The organism is Raoultibacter massiliensis, assembly GCF_900199545.1.
In the GTDB taxonomy this organism is placed as follows: domain Bacteria; phylum Actinomycetota; class Coriobacteriia; order Coriobacteriales; family Eggerthellaceae; genus Raoultibacter; species Raoultibacter massiliensis.
Window position 1 is genome coordinate 508,010 of record NZ_LT962671.1, and the last position, 22,499, is coordinate 530,508.

The 22,499-nt window shown below is 60.9% G+C and carries 16 protein-coding genes and 1 pseudogene; 6 read left to right on the forward strand and 11 right to left on the reverse strand.

Going from position 1 to position 22,499, the window contains the following annotated elements:
* Positions 1 to 964: pseudogene (locus C1719_RS06285) on the forward strand (hypothetical protein); the annotation flags it as partial.
* Between the two features lie 101 nt (positions 965 to 1,065).
* Here the strand turns inward: C1719_RS06285 and murJ are convergent.
* Positions 1,066 to 3,051 carry a murein biosynthesis integral membrane protein MurJ gene (gene murJ, locus C1719_RS06290; protein ID WP_102374335.1) on the reverse strand — a complete coding sequence of 662 codons (1,986 nt, stop codon included), beginning with the start codon at positions 3,049 to 3,051 and terminating at the stop codon, positions 1,066 to 1,068.
* 67 nt (positions 3,052 to 3,118) lie between these two features.
* Between murJ and C1719_RS06295 the strand changes: the two genes are divergently transcribed.
* Positions 3,119 to 4,018, forward strand: a complete 900-nt coding sequence (locus C1719_RS06295; protein WP_102374336.1) for an NAD(+)/NADH kinase — start codon at positions 3,119 to 3,121, stop codon at positions 4,016 to 4,018.
* Between the two features lie 68 nt (positions 4,019 to 4,086).
* Here the strand turns inward: C1719_RS06295 and C1719_RS16195 are convergent, their stop codons facing one another.
* The 7 genes from C1719_RS16195 to C1719_RS06330 all read right to left on the reverse strand — a co-directional run bounded on the left by C1719_RS16195 (position 4,087) and on the right by C1719_RS06330 (position 11,674).
* Complete coding sequence (locus C1719_RS16195) at positions 4,087 to 5,322, reverse strand: ABC transporter ATP-binding protein (protein WP_180963500.1); 1,236 nt, start codon at positions 5,320 to 5,322, stop codon at positions 4,087 to 4,089.
* Positions 5,250 to 6,077, reverse strand: a complete 828-nt coding sequence (locus C1719_RS06305) for a hypothetical protein (RefSeq protein ID WP_102374337.1) — start codon at positions 6,075 to 6,077, stop codon at positions 5,250 to 5,252. The genes C1719_RS16195 and C1719_RS06305 overlap by 73 nt, the downstream gene beginning before the upstream one ends.
* On the reverse strand, positions 6,064 to 6,462 hold the full coding sequence (locus C1719_RS06310) for an efflux RND transporter periplasmic adaptor subunit (RefSeq protein WP_102374338.1): 399 nt from the start codon (positions 6,460 to 6,462) through the stop codon (positions 6,064 to 6,066). Before C1719_RS06310 ends, C1719_RS06305 begins: the two co-directional genes overlap by 14 nt.
* Positions 6,463 to 7,389: a carbohydrate ABC transporter permease gene (locus tag C1719_RS06315; protein WP_219717833.1), complete on the reverse strand. Its 927-nt coding sequence runs from the start codon at positions 7,387 to 7,389 to the stop codon at positions 6,463 to 6,465.
* Entirely contained in the window at positions 7,389 to 8,243 is an 855-nt protein-coding gene (locus C1719_RS06320; protein WP_102374339.1) for a carbohydrate ABC transporter permease, read from the reverse strand. Before C1719_RS06320 ends, C1719_RS06315 begins: the two co-directional genes overlap by 1 nt.
* Positions 8,244 to 8,256: 13 nt before the next feature.
* A complete protein-coding gene (locus C1719_RS06325; RefSeq protein ID WP_102374340.1) occupies positions 8,257 to 10,527 on the reverse strand; it encodes an ABC transporter substrate-binding protein in 2,271 nt (756 codons plus the stop codon).
* Between the two features lie 124 nt (positions 10,528 to 10,651).
* Positions 10,652 to 11,674: a hypothetical protein gene (locus C1719_RS06330; RefSeq protein WP_146007854.1), complete on the reverse strand. Its 1,023-nt coding sequence runs from the start codon at positions 11,672 to 11,674 to the stop codon at positions 10,652 to 10,654.
* A gap of 77 nt (positions 11,675 to 11,751) precedes the next feature.
* Between C1719_RS06330 and C1719_RS06335 the strand changes: the two genes are divergently transcribed.
* Positions 11,752 to 12,327: a helix-turn-helix transcriptional regulator gene (locus tag C1719_RS06335; protein ID WP_102374342.1), complete on the forward strand. Its 576-nt coding sequence runs from the start codon at positions 11,752 to 11,754 to the stop codon at positions 12,325 to 12,327.
* Positions 12,328 to 12,393: 66 nt separating this feature from the next.
* Here C1719_RS06335 and C1719_RS06340 read toward each other — a convergent pair whose 3' ends face one another.
* From C1719_RS06340 to C1719_RS06350, 3 genes are all read right to left on the reverse strand, one after another.
* Positions 12,394 to 13,872 (reverse strand): DUF1846 domain-containing protein, encoded by a 1,479-nt coding sequence (locus tag C1719_RS06340; RefSeq protein ID WP_102374343.1) that lies wholly within the window; start codon positions 13,870 to 13,872, stop codon positions 12,394 to 12,396.
* A gap of 121 nt (positions 13,873 to 13,993) precedes the next feature.
* Positions 13,994 to 15,601, reverse strand: coding sequence for a response regulator transcription factor (locus C1719_RS06345; RefSeq protein WP_180963501.1), 1,608 nt, complete (start codon positions 15,599 to 15,601; stop codon positions 13,994 to 13,996).
* 156 nt (positions 15,602 to 15,757) lie between these two features.
* Positions 15,758 to 17,263, reverse strand: coding sequence for a flavocytochrome c (locus C1719_RS06350; protein ID WP_102374345.1), 1,506 nt, complete (start codon positions 17,261 to 17,263; stop codon positions 15,758 to 15,760).
* 395 nt (positions 17,264 to 17,658) lie between these two features.
* Here C1719_RS06350 and C1719_RS06355 point away from each other — a divergent pair, with 395 nt between their 5' ends.
* From C1719_RS06355 to C1719_RS06365, 3 genes are all read left to right on the forward strand, one after another.
* Positions 17,659 to 19,269 carry a CTP synthase gene (locus C1719_RS06355; protein WP_102375952.1) on the forward strand — a complete coding sequence of 537 codons (1,611 nt, stop codon included), beginning with the start codon at positions 17,659 to 17,661 and terminating at the stop codon, positions 19,267 to 19,269.
* A gap of 9 nt (positions 19,270 to 19,278) precedes the next feature.
* Positions 19,279 to 20,184, forward strand: coding sequence for a site-specific tyrosine recombinase XerD (gene xerD / locus C1719_RS06360; RefSeq protein ID WP_102374346.1), 906 nt, complete (start codon positions 19,279 to 19,281; stop codon positions 20,182 to 20,184).
* A gap of 245 nt (positions 20,185 to 20,429) precedes the next feature.
* The gene (locus C1719_RS06365) at positions 20,430 to 21,716 is read left to right on the forward strand and encodes a lysylphosphatidylglycerol synthase transmembrane domain-containing protein (protein WP_245874393.1); all 1,287 of its coding nucleotides are present in this window, start codon (positions 20,430 to 20,432) and stop codon (positions 21,714 to 21,716) included.
* Positions 21,717 to 22,499 lie beyond the last annotated feature (783 nt).

The window sequence follows — 22,499 nt, forward strand, 5'->3', positions numbered from 1 at the left end:
CCTTGCGGGCGCAATCCGCCTTGCGGTGCCGCGGTGGCGCCTGCGCCATTCGGTCGGTGCCGCGGCGATCGTCTTCGCGATAGCGGCCGCCTGCGTCTTTTTCGGAATGATCGTGAACCCCTCTTCCGTGCTATCCGATGCACTTTCCCTGATCGCAGCAGCTTTCGGGGTGGTTGCGCTTGCGGGGATCGCCGTGTTCGCCGCGTTGGCCGAGCGGTTCGATCGGGTTCTCGTCATCGAAGAGAGCGCCCTGTTCGCCGATCTGCAGCCCTTCGGAGCGTTCTCGCCCCTCGATCAAACCGTCATCCAGCAGTACCGCCGCCGCAAGAAGCTCGCTGCCCGTCGACGGCTGTTCTCCCTTTCGCAGGGGACCGGGCGACGCGCGCTTGTCGCACGTGCCTGCCTCTCTGCGGCACGGCAGTACGAAGGGCTTCCGAGTTTGTTTGTGCAGGGAGCGCTGATCGTGCCGTTCGGAGCGTGTGCCCTGCTGGGTTTGGGCGGTCCGATAGCGCTCTTGTTCTGGCTGCAGGCGTTGCTCCTGTTCTCGCAGGGGGCGCGCGAGCAAACGCGAGCCTTTAGAGACGATGTGAGGAACAGGCTTGTGCGCGATCGGCTTCCGTTCGATACGCTCGAGCTGTTCGCATTCGATACGCTGCCCGCATTCGTTTTTGTTGCAGTGCTTTCCCTGGGCGCATCCGTTGCCCTTTCGGCGTTCGTGCCGCTTGTGTGGATGATACCGCTTTGCCTGCTCGTGAACGCGCTCGGCGCACTCGTTTGCGCCCTCGATGCGATACGCTTCTCGCCAAAAGGAAAACGGGCGAGCTACGAGATGGGGGCGTTGCTGCTCGTTGCGGCGCTGGGGCCGATTTCGCTTGCGGGAGCGCCCCTGCTCACGGTTGCCGCCTCGCTGGTTGCCGGTGCGCTGCTCGTTTCGATCTTGCGCCGAGGCATCGAATGCGCCTAATGCGGGAGCTCGGGATCGTGCGACGGACGGCCGGCGATCGAGGATTGAATGCGCTGGTCAAGGTGGTTTACGGGTAAGCGGTTCTGTGCGCGGTCGATCGGTTAGGAGCGCTTGAGCTTGCCGGTGACGCGTGCCATGATGGAGCTCAAGAATGCGGCTTCGGGGATTTTGAGCTTGAGCGCTATGCCGAATGTGACGACGAGGCTTACGAGGCCGCAGACCACGATGTAGGCGAACGCTTGCAGAATGCTTCCCGAAAGGGGAGCGATGAGCGTCTCGACGGCGAACAGGGCGGCTGCGCCCGCGATTGCTCCCAAGGCGCCTAAGACGAGGGCGCAGAGAAACGCCTTCGCGGTCGATCGCAGGCCGAACGCCCCGAACCGCCTGCGCAGATATGCGAACAGGCAGATATCGCCCACCAGGTAGAATACAAGCTCCGCTGCAGCGATGCTCTCGATGGGAACATCGGCGATGCCCTCGGTTGCGATGAATACGGCGGCTCCGGTAAGCGCGACCTGTACGACGGCCGCGATGATGTTGAAGCCCGCGAATACGGTCATCTTGCGCAGGCTGCTGAAGATCTTCTGCAAGTAGGTGTTGAGGCCGTAGAAAGGCAGCGATACTGCGAACACGGCTAGATAACTCGCGATGATCGCGATGTTGCTTTCGGTGAAGGCGCCTGCGCAGTACATCGTAATGAGCGGCGTGGCGAACACGATAAGGTAAAGCGCGAAGGGGATCATGAAGAACAGGATCTGGTTCGTGCCCGACACGATGCCGCGCTTGACCCCTTCGATGTTTCCTTCTGCCTGCATATCGGCCAGCTCGGTGAACATGGCAGTGGTGATGGGCACGGCCAGAAACGAATAGGGGAGCATGAACCACAGGCGGGCGTAGTAAAGGATCGACGGACCGTTTGCTGCGAAGGCGTAAGATGCCGCGCTCTGCACCGATACGACAACCGATGAGCTCAGCATCACGATGACGGCGGGGATGCCGATGGCGAGCGTTTCGCGCAGTGCAGGATCGCGCAGGTCGATGCGCGGGCGGATGCGGATGCCGTTGCGCTTGAGGGCGGGCAGCTGGATGGCCATCTGCACGAATACGCCGAGCGGGTTGCCGATGGCGATGATGTAGAGCGCAAGCTGCGGGTCGTTCGGCGCGATGGCCGCGTAGGCGAAAAACGTTGCGATGACGATCACGTTGTTGGCGACGGGCGCGATCGACGACCAGAGGTAATCTCGATTTGCGTTCAGCAAGCCCGATACGACGGCGCTCGCCCCGTAGAACACGATCTGGATGGCGAAGAACTGGAAGAAGAACACCGAGGTTGCCATTTCGGATTGATCGGAGTAGAAGCTCTGCGTGAAGATGGCCTGCGCGGGGAAGGCCATGCAGACAAGCGATACGATGCCGAGAAGAATCACCACGAGCGTGAGCAGGTTCGAGGCGTAGCGGTTGCCCGCTTTGGTTCCGAGCTTCTTCTTGACCGAAACGTATACGGGAAGAAACGCGGTGACGATCATGCCGCCTGCGACGAGTTCGTAGAGCATGTTGGGCAGGTTGTTCGCAACGGTGTAGGAGCTGGCGAGCAGCGTGGAGCCGAGCGCGAACGCCATTGCCCAGGTGCGCACGAATCCGGTGATGCGCGAGATCATCACGCATACGCTGATGAGAGCCGCCGATGAGCTGACCGTTTTTTCTCCCTCGCCGTCGGACGCTGCAACGAGATCGTGGACCGCCCCCTCGCCATCGGGCGTGCGGGAGAGCATGTCGTCGGATGCGTTGTAGATTTCGGGCTCGGGAGCAAGAGCTGCGCCATGGCGGCTAGGCACCGTGTTGCGGGATGCGGGCCGGTCGTATCCTCCGGCCGTCGATTTCGCGTGGCGCCCGATCTTGCCAGATTGGTTTGCGCCGTCGGCCGTCCGTTTGACATGGCGGCCCGCATACGGATCGTAATCGGTTTCGTCGATATCGAAGCCTAGCTCGCCGATTCGATGGAACGAGCCAGTGGTATCGGGAAGCTGAAGGAGCTCTCTTTCAACCGCTTCGCGGGTATGTTTGGCTCGTGAGAGCTTGTCCGACATCGAATGGGCCTTCTTGCTTTTTGGATATAATGGTTCACATCATAGCAAACCGAGAAAGAGGCGCTTCATGCATATCCTGATAGTTCGCAATAACTCCAATGCGAAAGCGGTTGACGCCTCGCTGCTTCTCGCTGCCTATCTGGGTACTCAATCAATCGAGTTCCGGATTCTCGATTCGTCCGATTTGAGCTACCTGGGCGATGTCGATGACGTCGGCGTGCTCGATCCTGCCGTTTGCGACCTTGCGGTCGTGCTCGGCGGCGATGGCACTATTCTACGTACCGCCCGCCTTGTCGGAACGACGGGCGTGCCGATCCTCGGCATCAACTTCGGCCGTCTCGGCTTTCTGGCGAATGCGAGCGACGAGGGCGTCGTGGCCATCGTGGCGGCCGCCCTTGCGGAGGACGCGGTGCGCGAGCGGCGCGCTAACCTGCGCATCGACGTGCTCTGCGAAGGAGACGACCTCGACGATGCGCCGTGCGTCGGCGACGAGCCCGTTACGGCGGAAAACGGCGAGCGCCGGAGCTTTTTTGCGCTCAACGAGCTTGCGGTGACGCGCGGAGCCATGGGCCGCATCATCGATTTCTCTCTGTCCATATCCGATTCGCATATCGCCGATATGCGCGGCGACGGTCTTGTGGTGGCGACGGCAACGGGGTCGACCGCCTACGCGCTTTCGGCAGGGGGGCCGCTCGTATCGCCTGGATTCGAGGGTCTGGTGGCCGTGCCCCTTGCACCGCATACGCTGCATTCGCGGGCGATCGTCACGGCGAAAAGCGATGTGGTGGAAGTCGATCTTACCAACAACCAGGCTTCGCGCGAGGCGACGCTGTTCGTCGATGGCGAAATGCTCGTCTTCGAGCGTCCCGTCGCCCGGGTGTTCGTCCGTGCGGGCGCTGCGCCCACCGTGCTGCTCCGTTACAAGTGCGAGAATTTCTACGATCACGCATCGAAGGTGTTTTTCTAGGATCCGGGGCGTGTCTTCGAGGCTCGAGGCGGTTCGTGCGTTTTCGGTCGGCGGCCGACGGGAGTGTCCTACGGGCGCGGCGTGCCGAGGGCCTGCGTTGTTTCCTGGTCGAACAAAAGCAGCTCTTCGGGTTGCAGGCTGATCGTCGCCTCGCCTCCGACGCGAGGCTTCTTTTGCGGGTCGGAGGATTCTTTTCCCAGCACGCTTGCGCCCCCGAGGTCGACAAGCGCGTACATCTCGGCGCCGATTCTCTCCCGTCGCACGCATACGCCCTGCAAACCCCTTGAGGGGCGCGGCTCCGTTTCGCTTGGGCGACGCTCGACGTGCGTATGTTCGGGGCGTATGCCTGCGATCAAGCGGCGGCCTTCGAGGTTCGAAGGCTCGAACGGGAGGCGCGCCGCATCGAAGAGTCGCTGTCGACCGCTCGCTGTGCACAGCCCGCCGCCGATCGCGCTGCGCGCAAGATAGGGGGTTCGTCCTCTTACTTCGCAGGCGAGGAGGTTCATGCTCGGCGTTCCGATGAACTCGGCCACGAAAAGGTTCTTCGGTCTGAGGTACAGCTCGTCGGGCGTTCCGATTTGCTGCACGCGACCTTGATCCATCACGACGATCCGGGAGGCGAGCGTCATGGCCTCCGTTTGGTCGTGGGTCACATAGATTATGGTCGCCCTCGTTGTGCGGTGAAGCCGCGCCAGCTCGCCGCGCATCTGGGCGCGCAATTTCGCATCGAGGTTCGAAAGCGGCTCGTCCATGAGAAACACCGCGGGATCGCGCACCAAGGCTCGACCGATGGCCACACGCTGTTTCTGCCCGCCCGACAGCTTTGCGGGTTTGCGGTGCAGGATATCTGCGATGCCGAGCGTTTCGCTTACCGCGCAGACTCGCCGTTTTCGCTCTGCGCGAGGGACCCTTCTTACCGTCAGGGGAAAGGCGATGTTGTCGAAGACCGTCATGTGGGGGTAGAGGGCGTAATCCTGAAACACCATGGCGATATTGCGCTCGGCGGGGGGCGTGCGCGTTATATCGCGTCCCTCGAGGGCGATCGTTCCCGAGTCCGGCGTCTCGAGTCCGGCGATAAGCCGCAGGGTCGTTGACTTCCCGCAGCCCGACGATCCGACGAATACGATGAATTCGCCGCGCTCAACCGAAAGCGAAAGGTCGTCGACTGCCCGTATCGTGTTTTTGCCGAAAGCCTTGCATGCATGCTCTATCGCGAGAAACGCCACCTGATTCACCTTGCTTTCATCGGGGCGCTCTTGGCGCCGCGCGTTTTTCCATGGTGCGCCGTCGTGCGCACCTGCCATGTTCGGTGCTGCTGTACTGCGCCGAAGAAGAGCGCGACCGCGCCGACGCAGAGTGCGATCGCGAGCGCGCACGCGCCCAGGGCGGGCTCGCCGCGTGCCGCATCCGCTGAAAGCACGATGCGGAAAAGACCGCTTTCCAATGCTTCAGCCGATTCGCCCCATGCGGCGAAATCCGACCAGCGGTTCGGAAAGCAGTCGCCGAAAACCGAAAGAGCCGAAGCGGCCACCGTCGTCCATGCGATGGCGAAAAGCGCATCCGGAATGCGGCTCGCCGCTGCAACGGCAAGCGAATCGGAGCGCATCCTTGCACGTCGGCAGCAAAGAGACATGCAGATCCCCAGAGCCAAGGGGTAGAGCAGCAAGACGGAATACGAAACCAGGGAAAGCAGCCGGTAGTCGATCTGGCGGCACGACTCACCTAGAACGGGGGCGAGCGTGTTTGCCGTCACGGGAAAACCGTCTGCATCGAGGCGTGCGGTCGTGAAGCGCGAAACGTGTCGCCCGTTCGGGTTTTCGCCTTCGGCGTCGTCGAACAGCAAGGCGATGGATTCGTCGTGCGCGGTTGCCGCCGCTTCGATTGCGGCGGCCTCGGCGGGGGATAATTCGCCGCCGTGCAAAATGAACGTGCTTGAGACGGCCCATGAATCGCGGATGCTGTCATGGGCCGCATACGCAGCGAAGAAGCAGGCGAGCGACAGTGCGAACAGGATGCACGCCGCAAGCGGCAGCTTGCGAATCGCGTTAAGGCTCGGCATGGCTTCTCCGAACCCTATCGTTTTCGGACAGCGTGCGATCCGACCGTACGACAACGTCCTGTCGAGCCGAAAGAGCCCCGTCGCTGAGAGCCGTCCACGCTCCATCGGAAGCGACCGGGGCCACGTCCACTTTGCGCACGATCTGTTCGGGCCCCAGAAGGCCCGATCGCTCGTCGAGCACGTACACGTAGGTTCGTGCTCCGTCGGAGTGCACGGCCGTCGAGGGCACGCAGGATGGGTATACGGTTTCCGAAAGCGTTTTCTCCTGCATGCGTTCGGTGGCGACAAGCGCGATTCCCGTGCCGTCGACGGCTCGCGAGAGGATGCCGAGGCATACCATCGAGACCATGAACAAAAACAGGATGCTTGCAGCCCGTCGTCTCATCTAGCGATCCTTTCTCGTTGTCGCGGCGATGCCCTGCTCGAGGTATTCGCGACCCGTTGCGAACACGAGCACTGCGGGTATGGATGCGATAACCGTCGAAGCGAACACGAGGCCGATGCTCTCCGAAGCGATCGCCGGCTGGAAAAGCGAAAGCGGCCAAAGCGTTTGGTCTCTCAAGAAAGCGAGCGGCTGCTCGACGAGGTTCCAGTATTCGAAGAACCCGAGCACGAGAGAGGCGAATATGCCGGGCGCTCCGAGGGGGACGCCGATTTTCAGGAATATCGCGAATTCGCTTGCCCCATCGAGCCGGGCCGATTCGATAAGGGAGTTCGGGATGGTGGCGAAGAAGTGCCGCATGATGAAGACGGGAAACGCCGAGAATGCTCCTGGCAGGATGACGGCTGCGAGCGTGTCGTTGATCCCGAGCGCGTTGAGCACAAGATAGTTCGGCAGCATCGTCGTCTGAAACGGCAGCATCATCAAAAGAACGTAGAGGAAGAACAGCGCATCCCTTCCGCGGAACCCGAATCGCGCGAGCGCCCAGGCGGCGGGCGTTGCGACTGCGAGTTGGCCCGCGAGCACGCAAGCGGTAATGACCGCCGAATTCCAGAACAGCACGTGGTATCCCGGCGTATCCACGAGCACGGCCACGTACGATTCGGGGGTAGGGGCCAGCGGAAGCAGCGGCGCTTCGGCAAATCCGTTTCCGCCTTCGATGACGCCGCCGAGGGTCGAGGCGAGTTCGGAAGCGCTCATGAGGGACCCTAGTGCGAGCATCGCAAGGGGGAGGAACGCGCAGAAGCCGAGCGCGGCCATGGCAAGCAAGAAGAGCATGCCGCGCACGCGCGCTCGCCCGGGGTTTTTCCAAGGTTCGCCCGTCGGCTTCGGTGTCGCTTCTTTTCGCGCCTTGTTTCGCGCCGATGACATCAGCGCATCGTCTCCTGTTTGCTCCAAAGGCAAAACAGCGCGCATGCGATTGCCAAAAGCACGATGCCGAGTATCGTTCCGCCTGCCGCGAGCTTTGTGATCGACAGGCTTGCGAACCAATTGTTGAACAGGTGGGGCAGCATGTACATGCTCTCGTGCGGGTAGCTTCCCGCAACGAGGTACGCTTCGCGGTAGACCTTGAACGCGTTGACGATGGCCAGTATTGCAACGACGGCGCAGGAGGGAGCGAGCATCGGAAGGGTTATCTTTGCGGTGATCTGCGAAAAAGAAGCGCCGTCGACGCGAGCTGCTTCGTAGAGGCTTTCGGGGATGCAGGCGAGGGCGGCAAGCCAGAGCACGGTGCAGTACCCGAGGTTGCGCCAGACGTAGTTGCCGACGAGCACGTACAGCGCTGCATCGCTTGAAAGCCACGCGACGGTATCTATGCCGAGAAAATCGAGGATGCCGTTGGCAATGCCTTGGGCGTCGAAGGTGATGTTCATGAGAAGCGCCGCCGAGAATACGGGAATCGCGAGGGGCAGCAACAGTGCCGTTTTCATGAGCGCCCGAAACGGCGTGCTTCTGCGCACGGCAAGCGCTATGGCGAGCGAAAGCGCAAGCAGAAGGGGAATGCAGATAACCATGAACTTCGCCGTGTTGCCCGCTGCGGTTCGAAACGCTTCGTTGCCGATCACTGCAGCGTAGTTCTCCAAGCCGACGAAGCGCTCGCCCGATGCATCTGCAAGCGAGCGGCGCACGACGTCGGCAGAGGGAGCGAGAAAGAAGATGGCGAGGCCGATGAGGCTCGGGGCCAGAAAGGCTTTGGGGGCGGCGGATCGCTGCGGACGCGTCATGGGCTCCTCTTTCCTATTGGGCCCGGTAGAGGTCGATCTTTTGCACGCATGCGCTTACGGCATCGTCGAGCGTCGCGGTGTCGTTGCAGTACGCGAGAAGCTCGGTCGCAACGATGTCGTTTACGGTCTTGTCTTCCACGAACGGATGCGTGGCGCTTTCGATCAGCGCGCAGCCCGCTGCGGCCTCCTCTTCGGTGAACGGCCCTCGGTCGAAGCTCTTGACGGGTCCGCCTTCGGACATGGCGCTCATGCCGTAGCCGCCGAGCGCGATCAGGTAGTCGTACAGGGCGCTCTTGTTGACGGGCAAGCCGCCGTCGTAGAGCGATTGCCCCTGCTGTTCGGAGGAGAGCAGGTAGGCGATGAACTCCTTGGCCGTTTCGGCTTCTTTGCTGCTTGCGTTCACACCGAGGATGCTGCCGGGTACGAAGACCTGCTCTCCGCCGAACGCAAGAAGCTTGTAGGAACAGTCGAACTCCGCGTTTTCGGCGGCAAGGCTCAGCATGCCGAGCGAGGTGCACGAGTCCATCGAGCCGATTTCCAGACGGCTCGCTTCGCCTCCCGAAATGCCCAGTATCCCCGCGCCGCTCACGCCGTGACCGTCTGCAAGGCTGACGCTTGAAAGTTCGGTTGCGCGGTAGTCGTAACCCTGGAGGTTTGCGCGGGCTTCTTCGCTGATGTTTCGAGTGAGGTTCTCATCCCCGATGTCGATGAGCGTTTTCGTGCAGGTGAAAAACGATTCGAGCGCATCGCGGTCAACCGACCCGTCATCTTCGAACAGGTTTTGGGAACTTGCGGCGAAGGGGGCTGCTACGGATGTCGCTGTGTTGAGGCCCGCCCGTGCGTCTTTGCTCGAAGCGATGAAATCGGTCATCTCTCCAAGCGAGGTCGTGTGCTCGAGGTATTCGACATCGCTGAGGGCGACGGGAAGGAAGAATCTGCCGGGTACGCAATAGGTGCCCTCATCGGATGAGAAGGCGCTCAGCACGCTTTCGAAGTATTCGTCTTTCGATGCATGCAGGTCTTCGAGCGCATCGGACAGGTCGAGCAGCGCGCCCTGTCCGATGAACGCCTCGGTCGGCAGGCCGTCGAGCACGATGACGTCGGGGCCCGTTCCCGCTATGATGTCGGCATTGAGCGCACGCAGGGCATCGTCGGCGGCAGTGCCCGAGCCGGCGGGAATCCCGATGCGCATCTCGACGGCGATTTCAGGTCGCTCGTCACGGAAGGTCGCAACGGCCTGTTCGATGGCGCTGTTGTTTTCGAGCGAGTACACGACGAGGGATCCCGTGGCTTCGAGCTTGCTGCCCTCGGGATAGCGGTAGAGGGTGTAGGGGGCAAGCCCCCCGGTCTTGTTGTGGCACAGTACCAGGATGTCATCCTGTCCGGATCCGATGAGCAGGCGGTGCGGATACTTCACCGCGCTCGAAAGGCTTGCGTCTCCGCTTTCGGCAACGACGGTTGCTGCATTGTCGGAGATACGGTAGATAGCGCCTTTCGCGCAAACGAGCAGGTCGTCCTGTCCGTTCGACCAGATGGGCGAAACAGGATCGGTCGAGTTTGCATGGGAAAACACCTTTTCGAGGGCGGCGACGATCGAGGCATCGGGATCCGCCTTTTCGCCCGTATCGTAGTCGAACGCCTCGAACTCGGTTTCGATTCCCGCTCCCCCCGAACGCGAGACGGTTGCGTAGGCAAGCCCGTCGTACACGGTGAAATCAGAAAGCACTCTGCCGCGCCCTTGCAGGCGGTATTCGCATCGCTTCGCGCCCGTCGCAAGATCGATTCGGCAGAGCGATTGACGGGTATCTGCGACGAGAACGGTGTCCTCATCATAGCTGCGCAGGGTGGAGATTCCGCTTGCCGAGAAGGGGACCGCCTCAAAGGAGCCGGGCACCGCGGTGTAGAGATTCGCTTCGCTGGAATCATCGCATGAAACGGCGCACACGAGCGAGCCCTGCGGCGTCAAGCATGCAGCTTCGACGCGGGCATCCTTGCCAAGCGAGTCGATCAGGGCCCGAGTGTCGAACGCCGTTTCCCAGACATCGTCGGCGGAGAGCGCGTATACCGTGACTGCTCCGGAATCGGCGGCGCTTGCCGCCATGGTGAGCCGGCCGGCTTCGTCGAATCGCATATCGTGCACGAGCATGACGTTATCGGGCAGGGCGACGGTCTGTTCGTAGCGCTCGGTTGCAGTTGCCTCGACGCTCGGGGCCTGCTCTGCGGGACTGCAGGCGGGCAGGCAAAGCGCGGCGATAAGGGCCAAGGGGAGCAGATTCGGTTTCATGGGGGTCCTTTCACGGGTTCGAGCACGGCATCGCCCGACACCGCGGTTGCGGTGCGGTCGAAGCAGGTTCGCTTTGTTTCGATTGCTTTCGGCGCGGCGTCAAGCCGGCGGCGGTTTTGCCATGCTACTCGAGCCAGAGCCGGTAGACGGTTTCGGTTGCGTAGTCGGGCGTTTGGATGCAGAGGTTCGAAAGATCCGGATGCCGCCCGTCGCCGCCGAGGACCTTGTCGGGCACGAGGTAGGGGAAGACGTAGGTTTTCGTTTCGCCGGGTTCGATGTGGATGTAGGCGTACTGAATGCCGTTGGGGTCGGGGTTGTCGAGATAGACGGGGTCGTCGTTGATAGCGACGAAGGCCGAATCTTCGAGGATTTCTCCCGATCCGAGCGTGCCGTCGGAGAGCGGTCCCGCCTCAATGATCACCTGATCTCCGAAAGCAACGCTTTCACCTTGCATTTCGCACCAATCGGTTCTGAAGAGGTTGCACGAAGGCAGTGCGCCTTTGCCAAAGGGGTGGGGGTATCCCGAAATGAGTTCTTCTGATTTGTTCGTTATGGAGACGGATACGAGGATCATGGTCGTGTCTTGGAGATTGAGGTTGCCCCCCGGATGAATGAAGAACCCCCTCGTGTGCTGTTGCTTGCTCGAAAAGTTCGGATAGAGGTCGGCGAACGAGTCAGCCGATACGGTTCGAACCTCTTCGATCCGCATTGCAAAGGGGGGATATTCGTGCTCCCATGCGCCGATGTCTTCGAGATGGTCTCTATACGCTTGTCTGCCCTGCTCCGTTTGCAGATCGCTGCGCGTTTCGTCTAAGGTAAACGATTCTCCCTGGACGACGCCTTCCAACGTTGCTTGTTCGCCGAACGAGGTGTCGACGGTGTTCTGCACGGGGGTTCCGTTGCCGCTGTACATGGTTGCGTACACGAGCGTTTCGGGTGATTGCGGCGTTCCGGGAACGTACTGCCCGACGAACCAGCCCATGACGAGGGCGACGACGACGAGGCAGACGGTGCCGAGCGCGGTGCGTCGTTTACGGTTATCCTGCATCGCCGCTCCTCTCAGATGATCTTTGGGTGCGATGGCTTCCATGGGGTTGAATCTAGCAGTACGCACGAATTCGGAACAACGGTGAATTTTTTCACCCATGCCCTCACCTTGCCGAATGGTGCTTCCCATCGTAGTATTATTTGCTCTACCGATCAAACGAAAGCGGGTATGGTCGTATGTCTGAAACCGAATCGATTGCCGTTATCCTTGCGGGTGTTACCGTCGTGTTCGCGTTGTGCTGCGCTTCCATCGCCCGAGCGGCATTTTCGGAAACGCTATCGAGGGCGCACGTTCAAGTGGCGTTCTACTGGGGGATCGCATTCGCCCTCGCACTCGTCGGCTGCCTTGCGGCAACGCAGTTGTGGGGGAATGCGTCGTCGGCTCTCTACTCCGTTTCATTCTGCATCGTATCCCTTGCCGCAGGCTGGTTGCTTTCGCGGACGTGGAAGCGCTCCGAAGCAGCCGAGCTCGCATCGATTCGCGAGCTGAGGGAATTCTTCGACGCGTATCGCCCGAGCGAAGCGTCGGTTGAGGAACGCTGTTCTCGCGCAGCTCGGGAATACGATCTCACGAGGCGCGAGGAGGCGATACTCGTCTTGCTGCTTGAGGGGAAAACCCGCGCCGAAGTGGCGGCCGAACTCTACGTTTCGGACAACACGGTGAAAACGCATATTCGCAACCTGTATCGCAAGATGGGGGTTTCCGGCAAAACCGAGCTCGCCGAGGCCGTGGGGGCGCCCGCTTGCAAGTAGGGCGGCCCTGGGCGTAAGAACCAGGCGGCCGTTGTTTCTCGTGTCGCCCGGTTCTCGTCTTCGCGCTTACTTGTGGTAGTAGCGGTGCTGCTCGTACTTGGGCTCGCAGCAGACGTTGATGCCGAGCGTGCGGTAGAGCTTTTCATCGGTCGATGAGATGATAACCGAGAAAAACGCATCGCAACCGCGCAGTTCGCCGGTGTGCTCGATGATCTCGGCTGCAAGCGGGTTGGTGACCGAGCTGATCGAGAGCGCGATAAGCGTCTCGTCTGAATGGAGGCGCGGGTTCTTGTGGTTCAGATGCTCGGTCTTGAGGTGGCAGATCGGCTCGATGACCGAATCGCTGATGACGTCGATGTCGCCCGTTCCGCCGAGTTCCTTGAGCGCGTTGATCATGAGCGAAGAAGCCGCCCCGAGCAACATGGACGTTTTGCCCGTCACAACGGTTCCGTTGGGCAGGACCATAGCGCCTGCGGGCGATCCGGTCATCTCCTCTTTCAGGAGCGCAGCCGTGCGGGCGGGCGACAGGCTCGCGTTCACGCCGGCCTGGTTCATGAGCAGTTCGAGCTTCTCCACCTGCTCTTCGCCCACGCCGGTGCGCTTGACGTCGACGGCTGTTTGGAAGTAACGGCGCACGATTTCCATCTTGGCGGCATCGCATACCGCATCCTCGTCGACGATCGCGTACCCGGCCATGTTGACGCCCATGTCGGTGGGCGATTTGTAGGGGCTTTCGCCGCCGATCCTTTCGAGCATGGCTTTGAGCACGGGGAATATCTCGACGTCGCGGTTGTAGTTGACGGTGGTTTCGCCGTAGGCTTCAAGATGGAAGGGGTCGATGGTGTTCACGTCGTCGAGGTCGACCGTTGCCGCTTCGTAGGCGATGTTGACCGGATGCTTGAGCGGCAGGTTCCATACGGGAAACGTCTCGTATTTGGCGTACCCGGCGTTCACGCCGCGCTTGTGCTCGTGGTAGAGCTGCGAAAGGCAGGTAGCCATCTTGCCCGATCCGGGGCCGGGGGCGGTAACCACCACGAGCGGACGGGTGGTTTCGATGTACTCGTTTCGGCCATACCCCTCGTCGCTCACGATATGGTCGATATCGTAGGGGTAGCCCGCGATGGGGTAGTGCAGGTGGCATTTGATGCCGAGCGCATCGAGGCGACGGCGGAACGCGTCGGCGTCGGGTTGGTTCGCGTAGTGGGTTACGACGACGCCGCTCACGAGAAAACCCATGGAGCGAAAGTTATCCATGAGGCGCAGCAGGTCCTCGTCGTAAGTGATGCCCAGATCGCCGCGCAGCTTGCTCTTCTCGATGTCGTTCGCGTTGATCACGATGATGATCTCGGCCTCGTCGATCAGGCTTTTGAGCATGCGTATCTTCGCATCGGGCTCGAAACCGGGTAGCACGCGCGCGGCATGGTAGTCGTCGAAGAGCTTCCCGCCGAATTCGAGGTAGAGCTTCCCGCCGAACTGATCGATGCGGTTGCGGATGTGCTCTGCTTGCAGGGCGATGTACTTGTCGTTGTCGAATCCGATGCGCATGGAAAGAGGCGTCCTTTCGATCGAGTGTGAGGTGGGCAGGTGCTTGCCGTTGTCGGCACGGGCGCGTTCGCCCCGCGGATACCGAGGCTTCGCCGCGCGGGCGGCAGTGCAGTTGGATCGATTATAGCTTACTTTCGCCCGCCTCATGCAAGCCTTGTTCTTCCAGACGGTCGAGCAGCTCTTGCTTGCTATGAATGTCGAGTTTGGCGTATATGTTCTTGACGTATGTGCGAACGGTGTTTTCCGATATGTAAAGCTTTTCCCCGATGCTGATGCGACTTCTTCCCTGTGCGAGAAGGCCGACCACTTCGAGTTCCCGTTCGGTTAGGCTATAGCGTTTCCCCAAAAGGGAAAGATGCTGGCTGAGCAGCGTATCTTCTCGGGGCTTGGGTTTTTCCGCTTCGGCGGGGCTTCTGCGTTGGCGGGGGATGGCGGAGCCGTCGGAGGCGGCCTCGGAAGTGCTCGAGAGCGCCTCTTCGGACGAATCGATTGCCGTTTGGTTTCTGAACTCCGAGAAAAGATGCCGTTTGACGGGTATGGAATCGTTGAGCAGAAGAACCATGGCGAGGGCTAGGAGGAATACGACGAATGCGATCACGATCACGGCTTCGGAAGAATGCGGCTCGAGCAGCCATATGCCCGCCCTTCCGATCTCCCGTGGCAGCACGTGGGCGAGCCATCCGACGCCGAGTATCAGATATGCGGGTATGCTGCTATGCCGCGCGATGTCGTAGCAGCTGAACCAGAGAAGGCCTACTGCGAAGGTGTTGGAGATGGAAATGAGGGTTGCGCCTGCGAGCGTTGCCGTCGAACCCGACAATGCGAGCAGCAGAACACCTGCGATGATGAGGGTTACCGAGACGTTCCAAAGGGTTGAAAAGCGGATGGTGCGCCGTTTTGCCACGGCCCACCATATGAGGGCAAGCGAGATGAACAACACTGAAAACTGGTGTATCGCTTGAAACGGGATTGTCAGCGCGATCGATTCGCCGGAGGGGTAGCCGCGGGCAATGCCGAGGGCGAGGTTGAACAGGGCCATGCCGGCCACCAGCCGCACGAAGGTCGATTTCGGCTCGTCATCGTATGCGAAGTCCCGGCTCGAAGGCGCTTCGCCTCTTGGGGAGGCGTCGGGGGTTTCGTCTCGTTCGTCGAGCAGTTGATTCGACCTTTGCAGCATGACGAGCGACAGGGCCGGCATGACCATGGCGACGAGATACGTGACGGTCTCCGGTAGGAGCCCGAGGAAAAATCCGAGCATCGAGCTGGCTCCCAGCGAAAGAAACGCGTAGATCAGCGCTTCGTCCGGAGAAAGGCGTTCGTAGACGGTTATCCAGATGCCCCCGCCCCAAACGATGCCGCAGCCTGCGCAAACGCAGGCTGCTATCAGCAATCCTTGGTTCGGCGATTCGGTGTTGATCAGGAACAAGATGCTTGCGGCCGTCATGGCGAAGGCCGATGCGTATCCGAGTATCCGCTGGGATCTGCGCGGGAAGCCGCGGCGGAGGACAAGGGCGATGAGGATGACGATCAGGCCGACGCGCACAAGGTTGGAAACGATGGTGATGATGCCGGAGTCCGTCGACGTGTAGCGATCGTAGAGGTTGCACTGTATCCAGATGCGTATGGCGACAAGCCCGCAGAAACTCAAGGAAAACAAGGGGAGAAACGAGGCGACGAAGCGGAACGATCCCTTTCGAACTCCGGTGCGGTCGATTGTCGAACTGCCCATGATCTCCCTCGCTTTCGTCTCGGGAGATGGTACCACAACAACGGGGCTCCTCATGCGGCAGAGCCCCGTTGTTCGTCTCGCAGCGATAGCCCGAGGTTATGCAATCGCGATCGGAGCACGCCGAGGCGGATCGGCGTGCTCCGACGGTGTGCGGTGCTATGCCGACAGGTATTCGAGTGCGGATTCGGCGGCCCGATGCCCGAAAACGTTGATATCGCACACGGCGTTGCCCCCGAGCCTGTTTCCGCCGTGGACGCCGCCTGTCACCTCTCCGGCTGCGAACAGCCCGGCGATGGGGTTGCCGCTCGTGTCGAGCACCCGCGTTGCGGTGTCGATTTTCAGACCGCCCATCGTGTGGTGGATTCCCGGTGCAACCTTGACGGCGTAAAAGGGGGCGTTCACGATGGGGTTCAAGCTGGCCGTTCGTCCGAAGGGATCGTCGAGACCCTGCTCGATGCAGTCGTTGTACGTGGTGACCGCGCTGATGAAGTTGGCCGGATCGATCTCGTCCATGGAGCTTGCGAGCTCTTCGAGCGTTGTCCCGCTCAGAAGCAAGCCCTGCTTCTCGAACTTTTCCTTGATGCTTTTGTTGTCGTCGTACACGTGCTGATCGAATACTGCATACGCCCAGCCGCCGGGCTGCTCCCATTCGGCAGCCGTTACCTTATCGCGCGTCAGGAGCTCGTTGGTGAAGCGGTTTCCTTCGGCGTTGATGAGGATGGCCCCATCGCCGCGGATGCCTTCGCTCAAAAGGATGGAAGTGCTCTGCTCGACGGTCGGATGAACCTGAATGTGCTCGAGATCGACGGTGTCCGCCCCGATATCGGTGGCGATTGCGATACCATCGCCCTGGGCTCCCGGCTGGTTGGTGGTGACGGCGTCGATCAATTCGGGGCGGTATTGGGCGAGCATTTCGTGATTGGCGCCGAACCCGCCCGTGGCGAGGATGACGACGGGTGCCTTGAACGTATACTCTTTCTTGCCGTCGCTTGCCACAAGGCCCGCGATTTTACCGTCTTCCATGATGAGGCTCTCTACATTCATGTTCGTGCGGGCGCCGATGCCCCTCTCAGTGCAAAGGTCGTGCATGTGGGTCACGAGATAGCCGCCGACGGCGCTGCCGTCTTCGGGCCGATGGATGCGGGGAACCGATGCTCCGCCCGATGTCGATATCTTCGTGAGGTGCATGCCGCGTTCCGCCAACCGTTCGATGGCGGCGTTCGAATTTTCGCACATGTAGCGAATGAGCTCCTTGTCACCGAGCTCTTTGCCTCCGACGAACGTGTCTTGGGCGAACAGCTCGTTGCTGTCCTCAATGCCTTCTTCTTTCTGGAGAGCGGTTTGGCTTGCGTTCATTCCGCCCTCGGCGAAGTTCGTGTTGCCTCCTACGACCGCCATCTTTTCGAGCAGCACGACGTTCGCGCCGGCCTCTTGCGCGCTGAGGGCTGCCGTCATGCCGGCGCCGCCTGCTCCCACGACGATGATGTCGAACTCCCCTTCGTCCTTGGCGGCCGTTTGGGCCGACCCGTTTTGCGGGGCGCATCCTGTCAGCCCGACGCCCGGCAGCATGGCTGCAAGGCCGAGGCCGAGCGATCCTGCCAGAAACGTGCGGCGGCTTATTGTCGTATGCGCGTGCTGGGGTGCGTTGGTCTGTCCGTTCATAATGATCCTCCTTGTTTCGAACGCCTCCTCAAGGCGTTTGCCTTGCCTATACGATAGGGCGGAAAGGCGCGCGGGCGGAAGCGTCGTATCGGGTGGCTTCTACGCCCGAATCGGGTGATCCTTTCAAATAAAGGCCGTTCGGGGGCTGATTCGGCGTCAGTCGAGGGCCGGTCTGCCGCCGGGCGGTTGCGTTTCGAATTTGCGTGAGCGTGTTTCCAGTGTGTGAAATCGTCGTGCGGGTGCGGGCGGTGCTCATGCCGTCTTGTAGAATGAAAAAGCGTTTGGAAGCATTGTCGTATGTTCGCCGGCGCATTTTTTGCGGGGATGCGTTTCGCTCTCTGTTTGAATCCGATCGATACCGCGTCGGTCCGTTGGCTGTCGTTTGGAGGAGGATCATGACCAAGCACATATTCGTGACCGGCGGCGTCGTTTCGTCTCTGGGGAAGGGCATCACCGCCGCGTCCCTCGGGCATCTTCTGAAAGCACGCGGTTACAAGGTGACCATGCAGAAGATGGATCCGTATCTCAACGTCGATCCCGGAACGATGTCGCCCTTCCAGCATGGCGAAGTATTCGTGACCGACGACGGCCACGAGGGCGACCTCGATCTCGGGCACTACGAGCGTTTCATCGACGAGAGCCTGACGCGCGAGAGCAACTTCACCCAGGGATCGATTTACCAGAGCCTCATCGCCCGCGAGCGCCGCGGCGATTTTCTCGGCGGCACCGTGCAGGTGATACCCCATGTGACCGAGGCCATCAAGGAGCGCCTGCGCCGCGTTGCCGAGCAGAGCGGCGCCGATATCGTCATCTCCGAGATAGGCGGCACGATCGGCGATATAGAATCCCAGCCGTTCATCGAGGCGGCACGGCAGTTCAAGAAGGAGAAGAAGCCGGGCGACGTGCTGTTCGTGCACGTGACGCTCGTGCCCTACATCGCCGCTGCCCATGAGGTCAAAACCAAGCCGACGCAGCACAGCGTGAAGGAGCTGCGTTCCATAGGCGTACAGCCCGATTTCATCGTGTGCCGCTCCGATCACGAGATATCCGATACGGTGCGCGAGAAGATCGCGCTGTTTTGCGATGTGGCCCCCGAAGAGGTGCTCGCCTGCACCGACGCCTCCTCCATCTACGAGGTGCCGGTGAACCTGCACGCCCAACGCTTCGACGAGAAGGTGCTCGATCTTTTGGGACTTGCGCATCGCGAGATAGACCTGGCCCCCTTGCAGGCGTTTTTGGCCGCCTCGAACCAGTGCCGGAAACGGGTGGACGTTGCGGTTGTGGGCAAGTACGTGAGCCTTCCCGATGCCTATCTTTCGGTCATCGAGGCCCTCGGCCACGCGGGCGTGCACCATGGAGCGCACGTCGAGGTGCATCTTGTGGATGGCGAGACGCTCGATGCGGCTTCGGTCGCTGAGAAGCTCGAAGGCATGGACGGCATTCTCGTGCCCGGCGGCTTCGGCAAGCGGGCGTTCGAGGGAAAGATCGCTGCAGCGCAGTACGCCCGTGAAAGCAAAGTTCCGTTTCTGGGGATATGCCTGGGGTTGCAGGCTGCTGTCTGCGAATTCGCCCGTAACGTCGCCGGTATGGCGAACGCGACGTCGGCCGAGTTCGATCCCGAGGCGGATTACCCCGTGGTCGATCTCATGCCCGAACAGGAGGATGTGCAAGACAAGGGCGGCACCATGCGCCTTGGCGCCTACCCCTGCCGCGTCGAGCCGGGAACCAAGGCGTTCGCGGCGTATGGAAGCGAGGTCGTCTATGAGCGTCATCGCCACCGTTTCGAGGTCAACAACGCCTTTCGCGATAAGCTGGCCGAGGCGGGATTGGTCATATCGGGCATTTCACCCAACGGACGGCTCGTTGAGATGATCGAGCTTTCCGATCATCCCTGGTTCGTCGCGAGCCAGGGACACCCCGAGTTCAAGAGCCGTCCCACAAGGCCGCATCCGTTGTTTTGCGATTTCGTCGGCTCTGCGGTTGCGCATGCCGATGGGCGAGGGTAGGGCGTGCGCATGCTCGACATGGAGATTCGCGAGTACATCGCCTATCTGAGCATCGAGCGCGGAAGCTCGCCGCTTACGGTTTCGGCTTACGAACGCGATCTGAGATCGTACGCCGAGTTTCTCGAATCGCAGGGCGTGGCCTCGCTTTCGCGCATCGATCGCGACGCGGTGCTCGCCTACGAGGCGGAGCTCGTCGGCTCGGGTCTCGCCCCCGCGACGATCGAGCGGCGCGTATCGGCAATCAAGGGGTTCCACCGGTTTTTGGTGCGCGAGGGCATATCCGCAAAGAATCCCACCGACTCGCTTCGGCTTCCGAAGGTTCCCGATACCTTGCCTGACGTGTTGTCCGTCGAACAGGTCGATCGGATGCTGTCGCAGCCTTTCGGCGACGATGCGGCCGGGCTGCGCAATCGCGCGATTCTCGAGGTTTTGTACGGTTGCGGACTGCGCGTGAGCGAGCTGACGGGACTCGATTCGGGCGGACTGCTGCTCGACGAGGGATTCTTGCGCGTTGTCGGCAAGGGGTCGAAAGAGCGTGTCGCACCCATCGCGGGCGCGGCGGCCGATGCGCTGCGCAATTATCTCGAGAGGGGTCGCCCCGAGCTTGCGAAACCCTACGCGAAACCCACCTCGGCCGTGTTCCTCAATGCACGAGGCGGACGTCTGACCCGGCAGAGCGTGCATGCGATCGTCGCGCGAGCCGGGTTATCCATCGGCGTCGAGAACCTTCACCCGCATACGCTTCGGCATTCGTTCGCGACGCACCTTCTGAGCGGCGGAGCCGATCTGCGCGTCATCCAGGAGATGCTCGGTCATTCCGACATTTCGACGACGCAGATATACACCCATGTCGATCGCGCCCACATCCATGACGAATACATCAGCGCCCATCCGCGCGCACGGCTCAAGGCGTAGCGCAGATCAAGGAGCGGTGAGGCTTGGGGACGGCGCGCGGATCGAGGGCGAGGGGCTCGGCAGCCTCCCATGCGCTCGCCTTGACGTAGAACCGCCAGCCGACGTGCGTGCGCTCGGACGAGAGCAGTCTGCGGTTTGGCAACCGTAATCTGTCCCTTTCTACACAGCTTCCCTAATCGGACGCGTGCGCAGCCGTTCCTAGTGTATTATTCCATAGCATATCTGCACGGACGGAGTGGAAAAGCGTGAAGTTCAGCATACAGAAGCTCATGATGGGCCTTGTGATCGTCATCGTTTTGGCGTTCGTGCTGCTGCGTGGCGATCAGCTTGTCGAGCTCGTCGAGACCATGAAAAAGGGTGCGGTCATCCCCTTGATCGCCGCCGTTCTCACGCAGCTGTGCAAGTACTTCGCCCAGAGTTTCGCCTACTCGTATTCGTTTTCCGCCGTCGAGGAGAAGATGGAGCCGCGCGAGACGCTGCCGCTTGTGTTCGGCACGTTTTTCATGAATACGATCGCTCCTTCGCTCAATATGGCGGGTGCCACGCTTGTCGTGGATGACGCCCATCGCCGCGGCATATCGGCGGGCAAGGCAACTTCTGCGGCGCTCCTTATGCAGATGTCCATCGAGTCGGGCTTCATGACCATCATGATCATCGGGTTCGTTATTCTGGAATTTGCCGGGCAGCTCGATCCTCTATGGTTCCTGCTCGGGCTTGTGGTCGTGCTGCTTGTGGCCGTCATGGGGTCCATCATGGTGCTCGGGCATAAAAAACCCGCGCTGCTCATGCGCATGCTTCGCCCCGTCGAGCGTCTTGTGAACCGCGTGCGCGTGCGGCTCAAGAAAGAGCCGTTGAAACCTTGGATCGAAAGCGCCGTGACTTCGTTCGGCGATGCGGCCGTCCTCATTGTGAAGAACCCCAAAACCACTGCCAAGGTGTTCGGCTGCTCCATCCTTGCAAGCACCTGCGAGCTTGCCTGCTTCTGTTTGGTGGGCATCGCGTTCGATGTATACATACCACAGGCTCTCATCTGCGGATACGTTGTTGCAACTCTGTTTGCGATGATATCCGTCACGCCGCAGGGCGTAGGGGTTGTCGAAGCCGCCGTGCTTGTGCTGTTCACATCGTACGGCGTGGCGGGCGCTGCGGGCATGGCCATTGCGCTCGTGTATCGCGGCCTTGTGTTCTGGATGCCGTTCTTGATCGGGGCGGTGCTTATTCAGCGCACGAAATCATTCAGGCGCGATAAGAGCGACAAGGGCGACAAGAACGATGGGAAGCACCCCGACGAACGCGATAGGACGTCTGTCAAAGGCGCGACGCTCGACGGCAAGCGCCTTGGCAAGGGCGATTCCGCCGATGATCACGCAATGCCATGGACGACGCCCCTAGACGGCCAGAGCGATCAGCCCTCGCGCGATCGGCGCGCCGATGATCTCCTCGCGCAGCAGAAGAGGGGCGATTCATCGGGTCGGTTCGACTCCGCATCGCGCAACCGGAAAGACAACCTGGGCAACCGCAAGGATACCTGAGGTGCTCGACGGAGCGGTGCCGCTTGCGATGTGCTGCGGACCGATGCGCCGCGGATCGATGCGCGTTTCCGGCCGCTCGGCCTGCAGTAATCCGGTGATTCCCGTGCACTTCGAATTCCTCAAGAACTTCCCTGGTTGAAATCGCCTTGTAAATGGCGGTCAAGGCAAGCTTCTGTCGGCATCGGACATGGTTGGTAATATATTTAATAATTGCGAACAGGGGAAATGCCGGCAGCAATGGTCGATCGGTCCCCGAATTGCCCCGTAATTGCCTCGGAAGGCTACAGAAGCTTGCATTGGCCGCCATTTTTCGAAGGATTTTCGGAGGGAAGGCTTAGAGGGGATCGCTTTTCGATGCGTAGTGGATCCGCACGGTGCATCGAGGGGCATCGTCGACGGTTGCGGTCGCGTTCCCGTGTGCTGCGCCTGTGCGTCCCACATGCTCCCACCTAGTTTGCTCCCACCCTGCGCCACCGGCGCCCCGCGCATCCGTCTCGCCTCGCAAGCTGGTAGGGCGCGATTTCGATATGATCGCGATCGGGCCATTCACGGTTTGCGCACATCTTCGGGGGTGCTTCAACCGCACGTTTCCCATCCGTTACCCATAGTCTCCCACTTTGTCCCCGTCTGCATCTGGTGTCCGAAAGCGGGGTGGTGCGCCATATGTGGTGTACATCCCATATCCGCAGCATAGAGACCGCGTTGTCGTGGTGGCAAAGGGGGTTCCGTTTAGGGGGATATTCCCGTATTTTGTTGCGAAGTGGGTCAAAGTGGGATAGAATA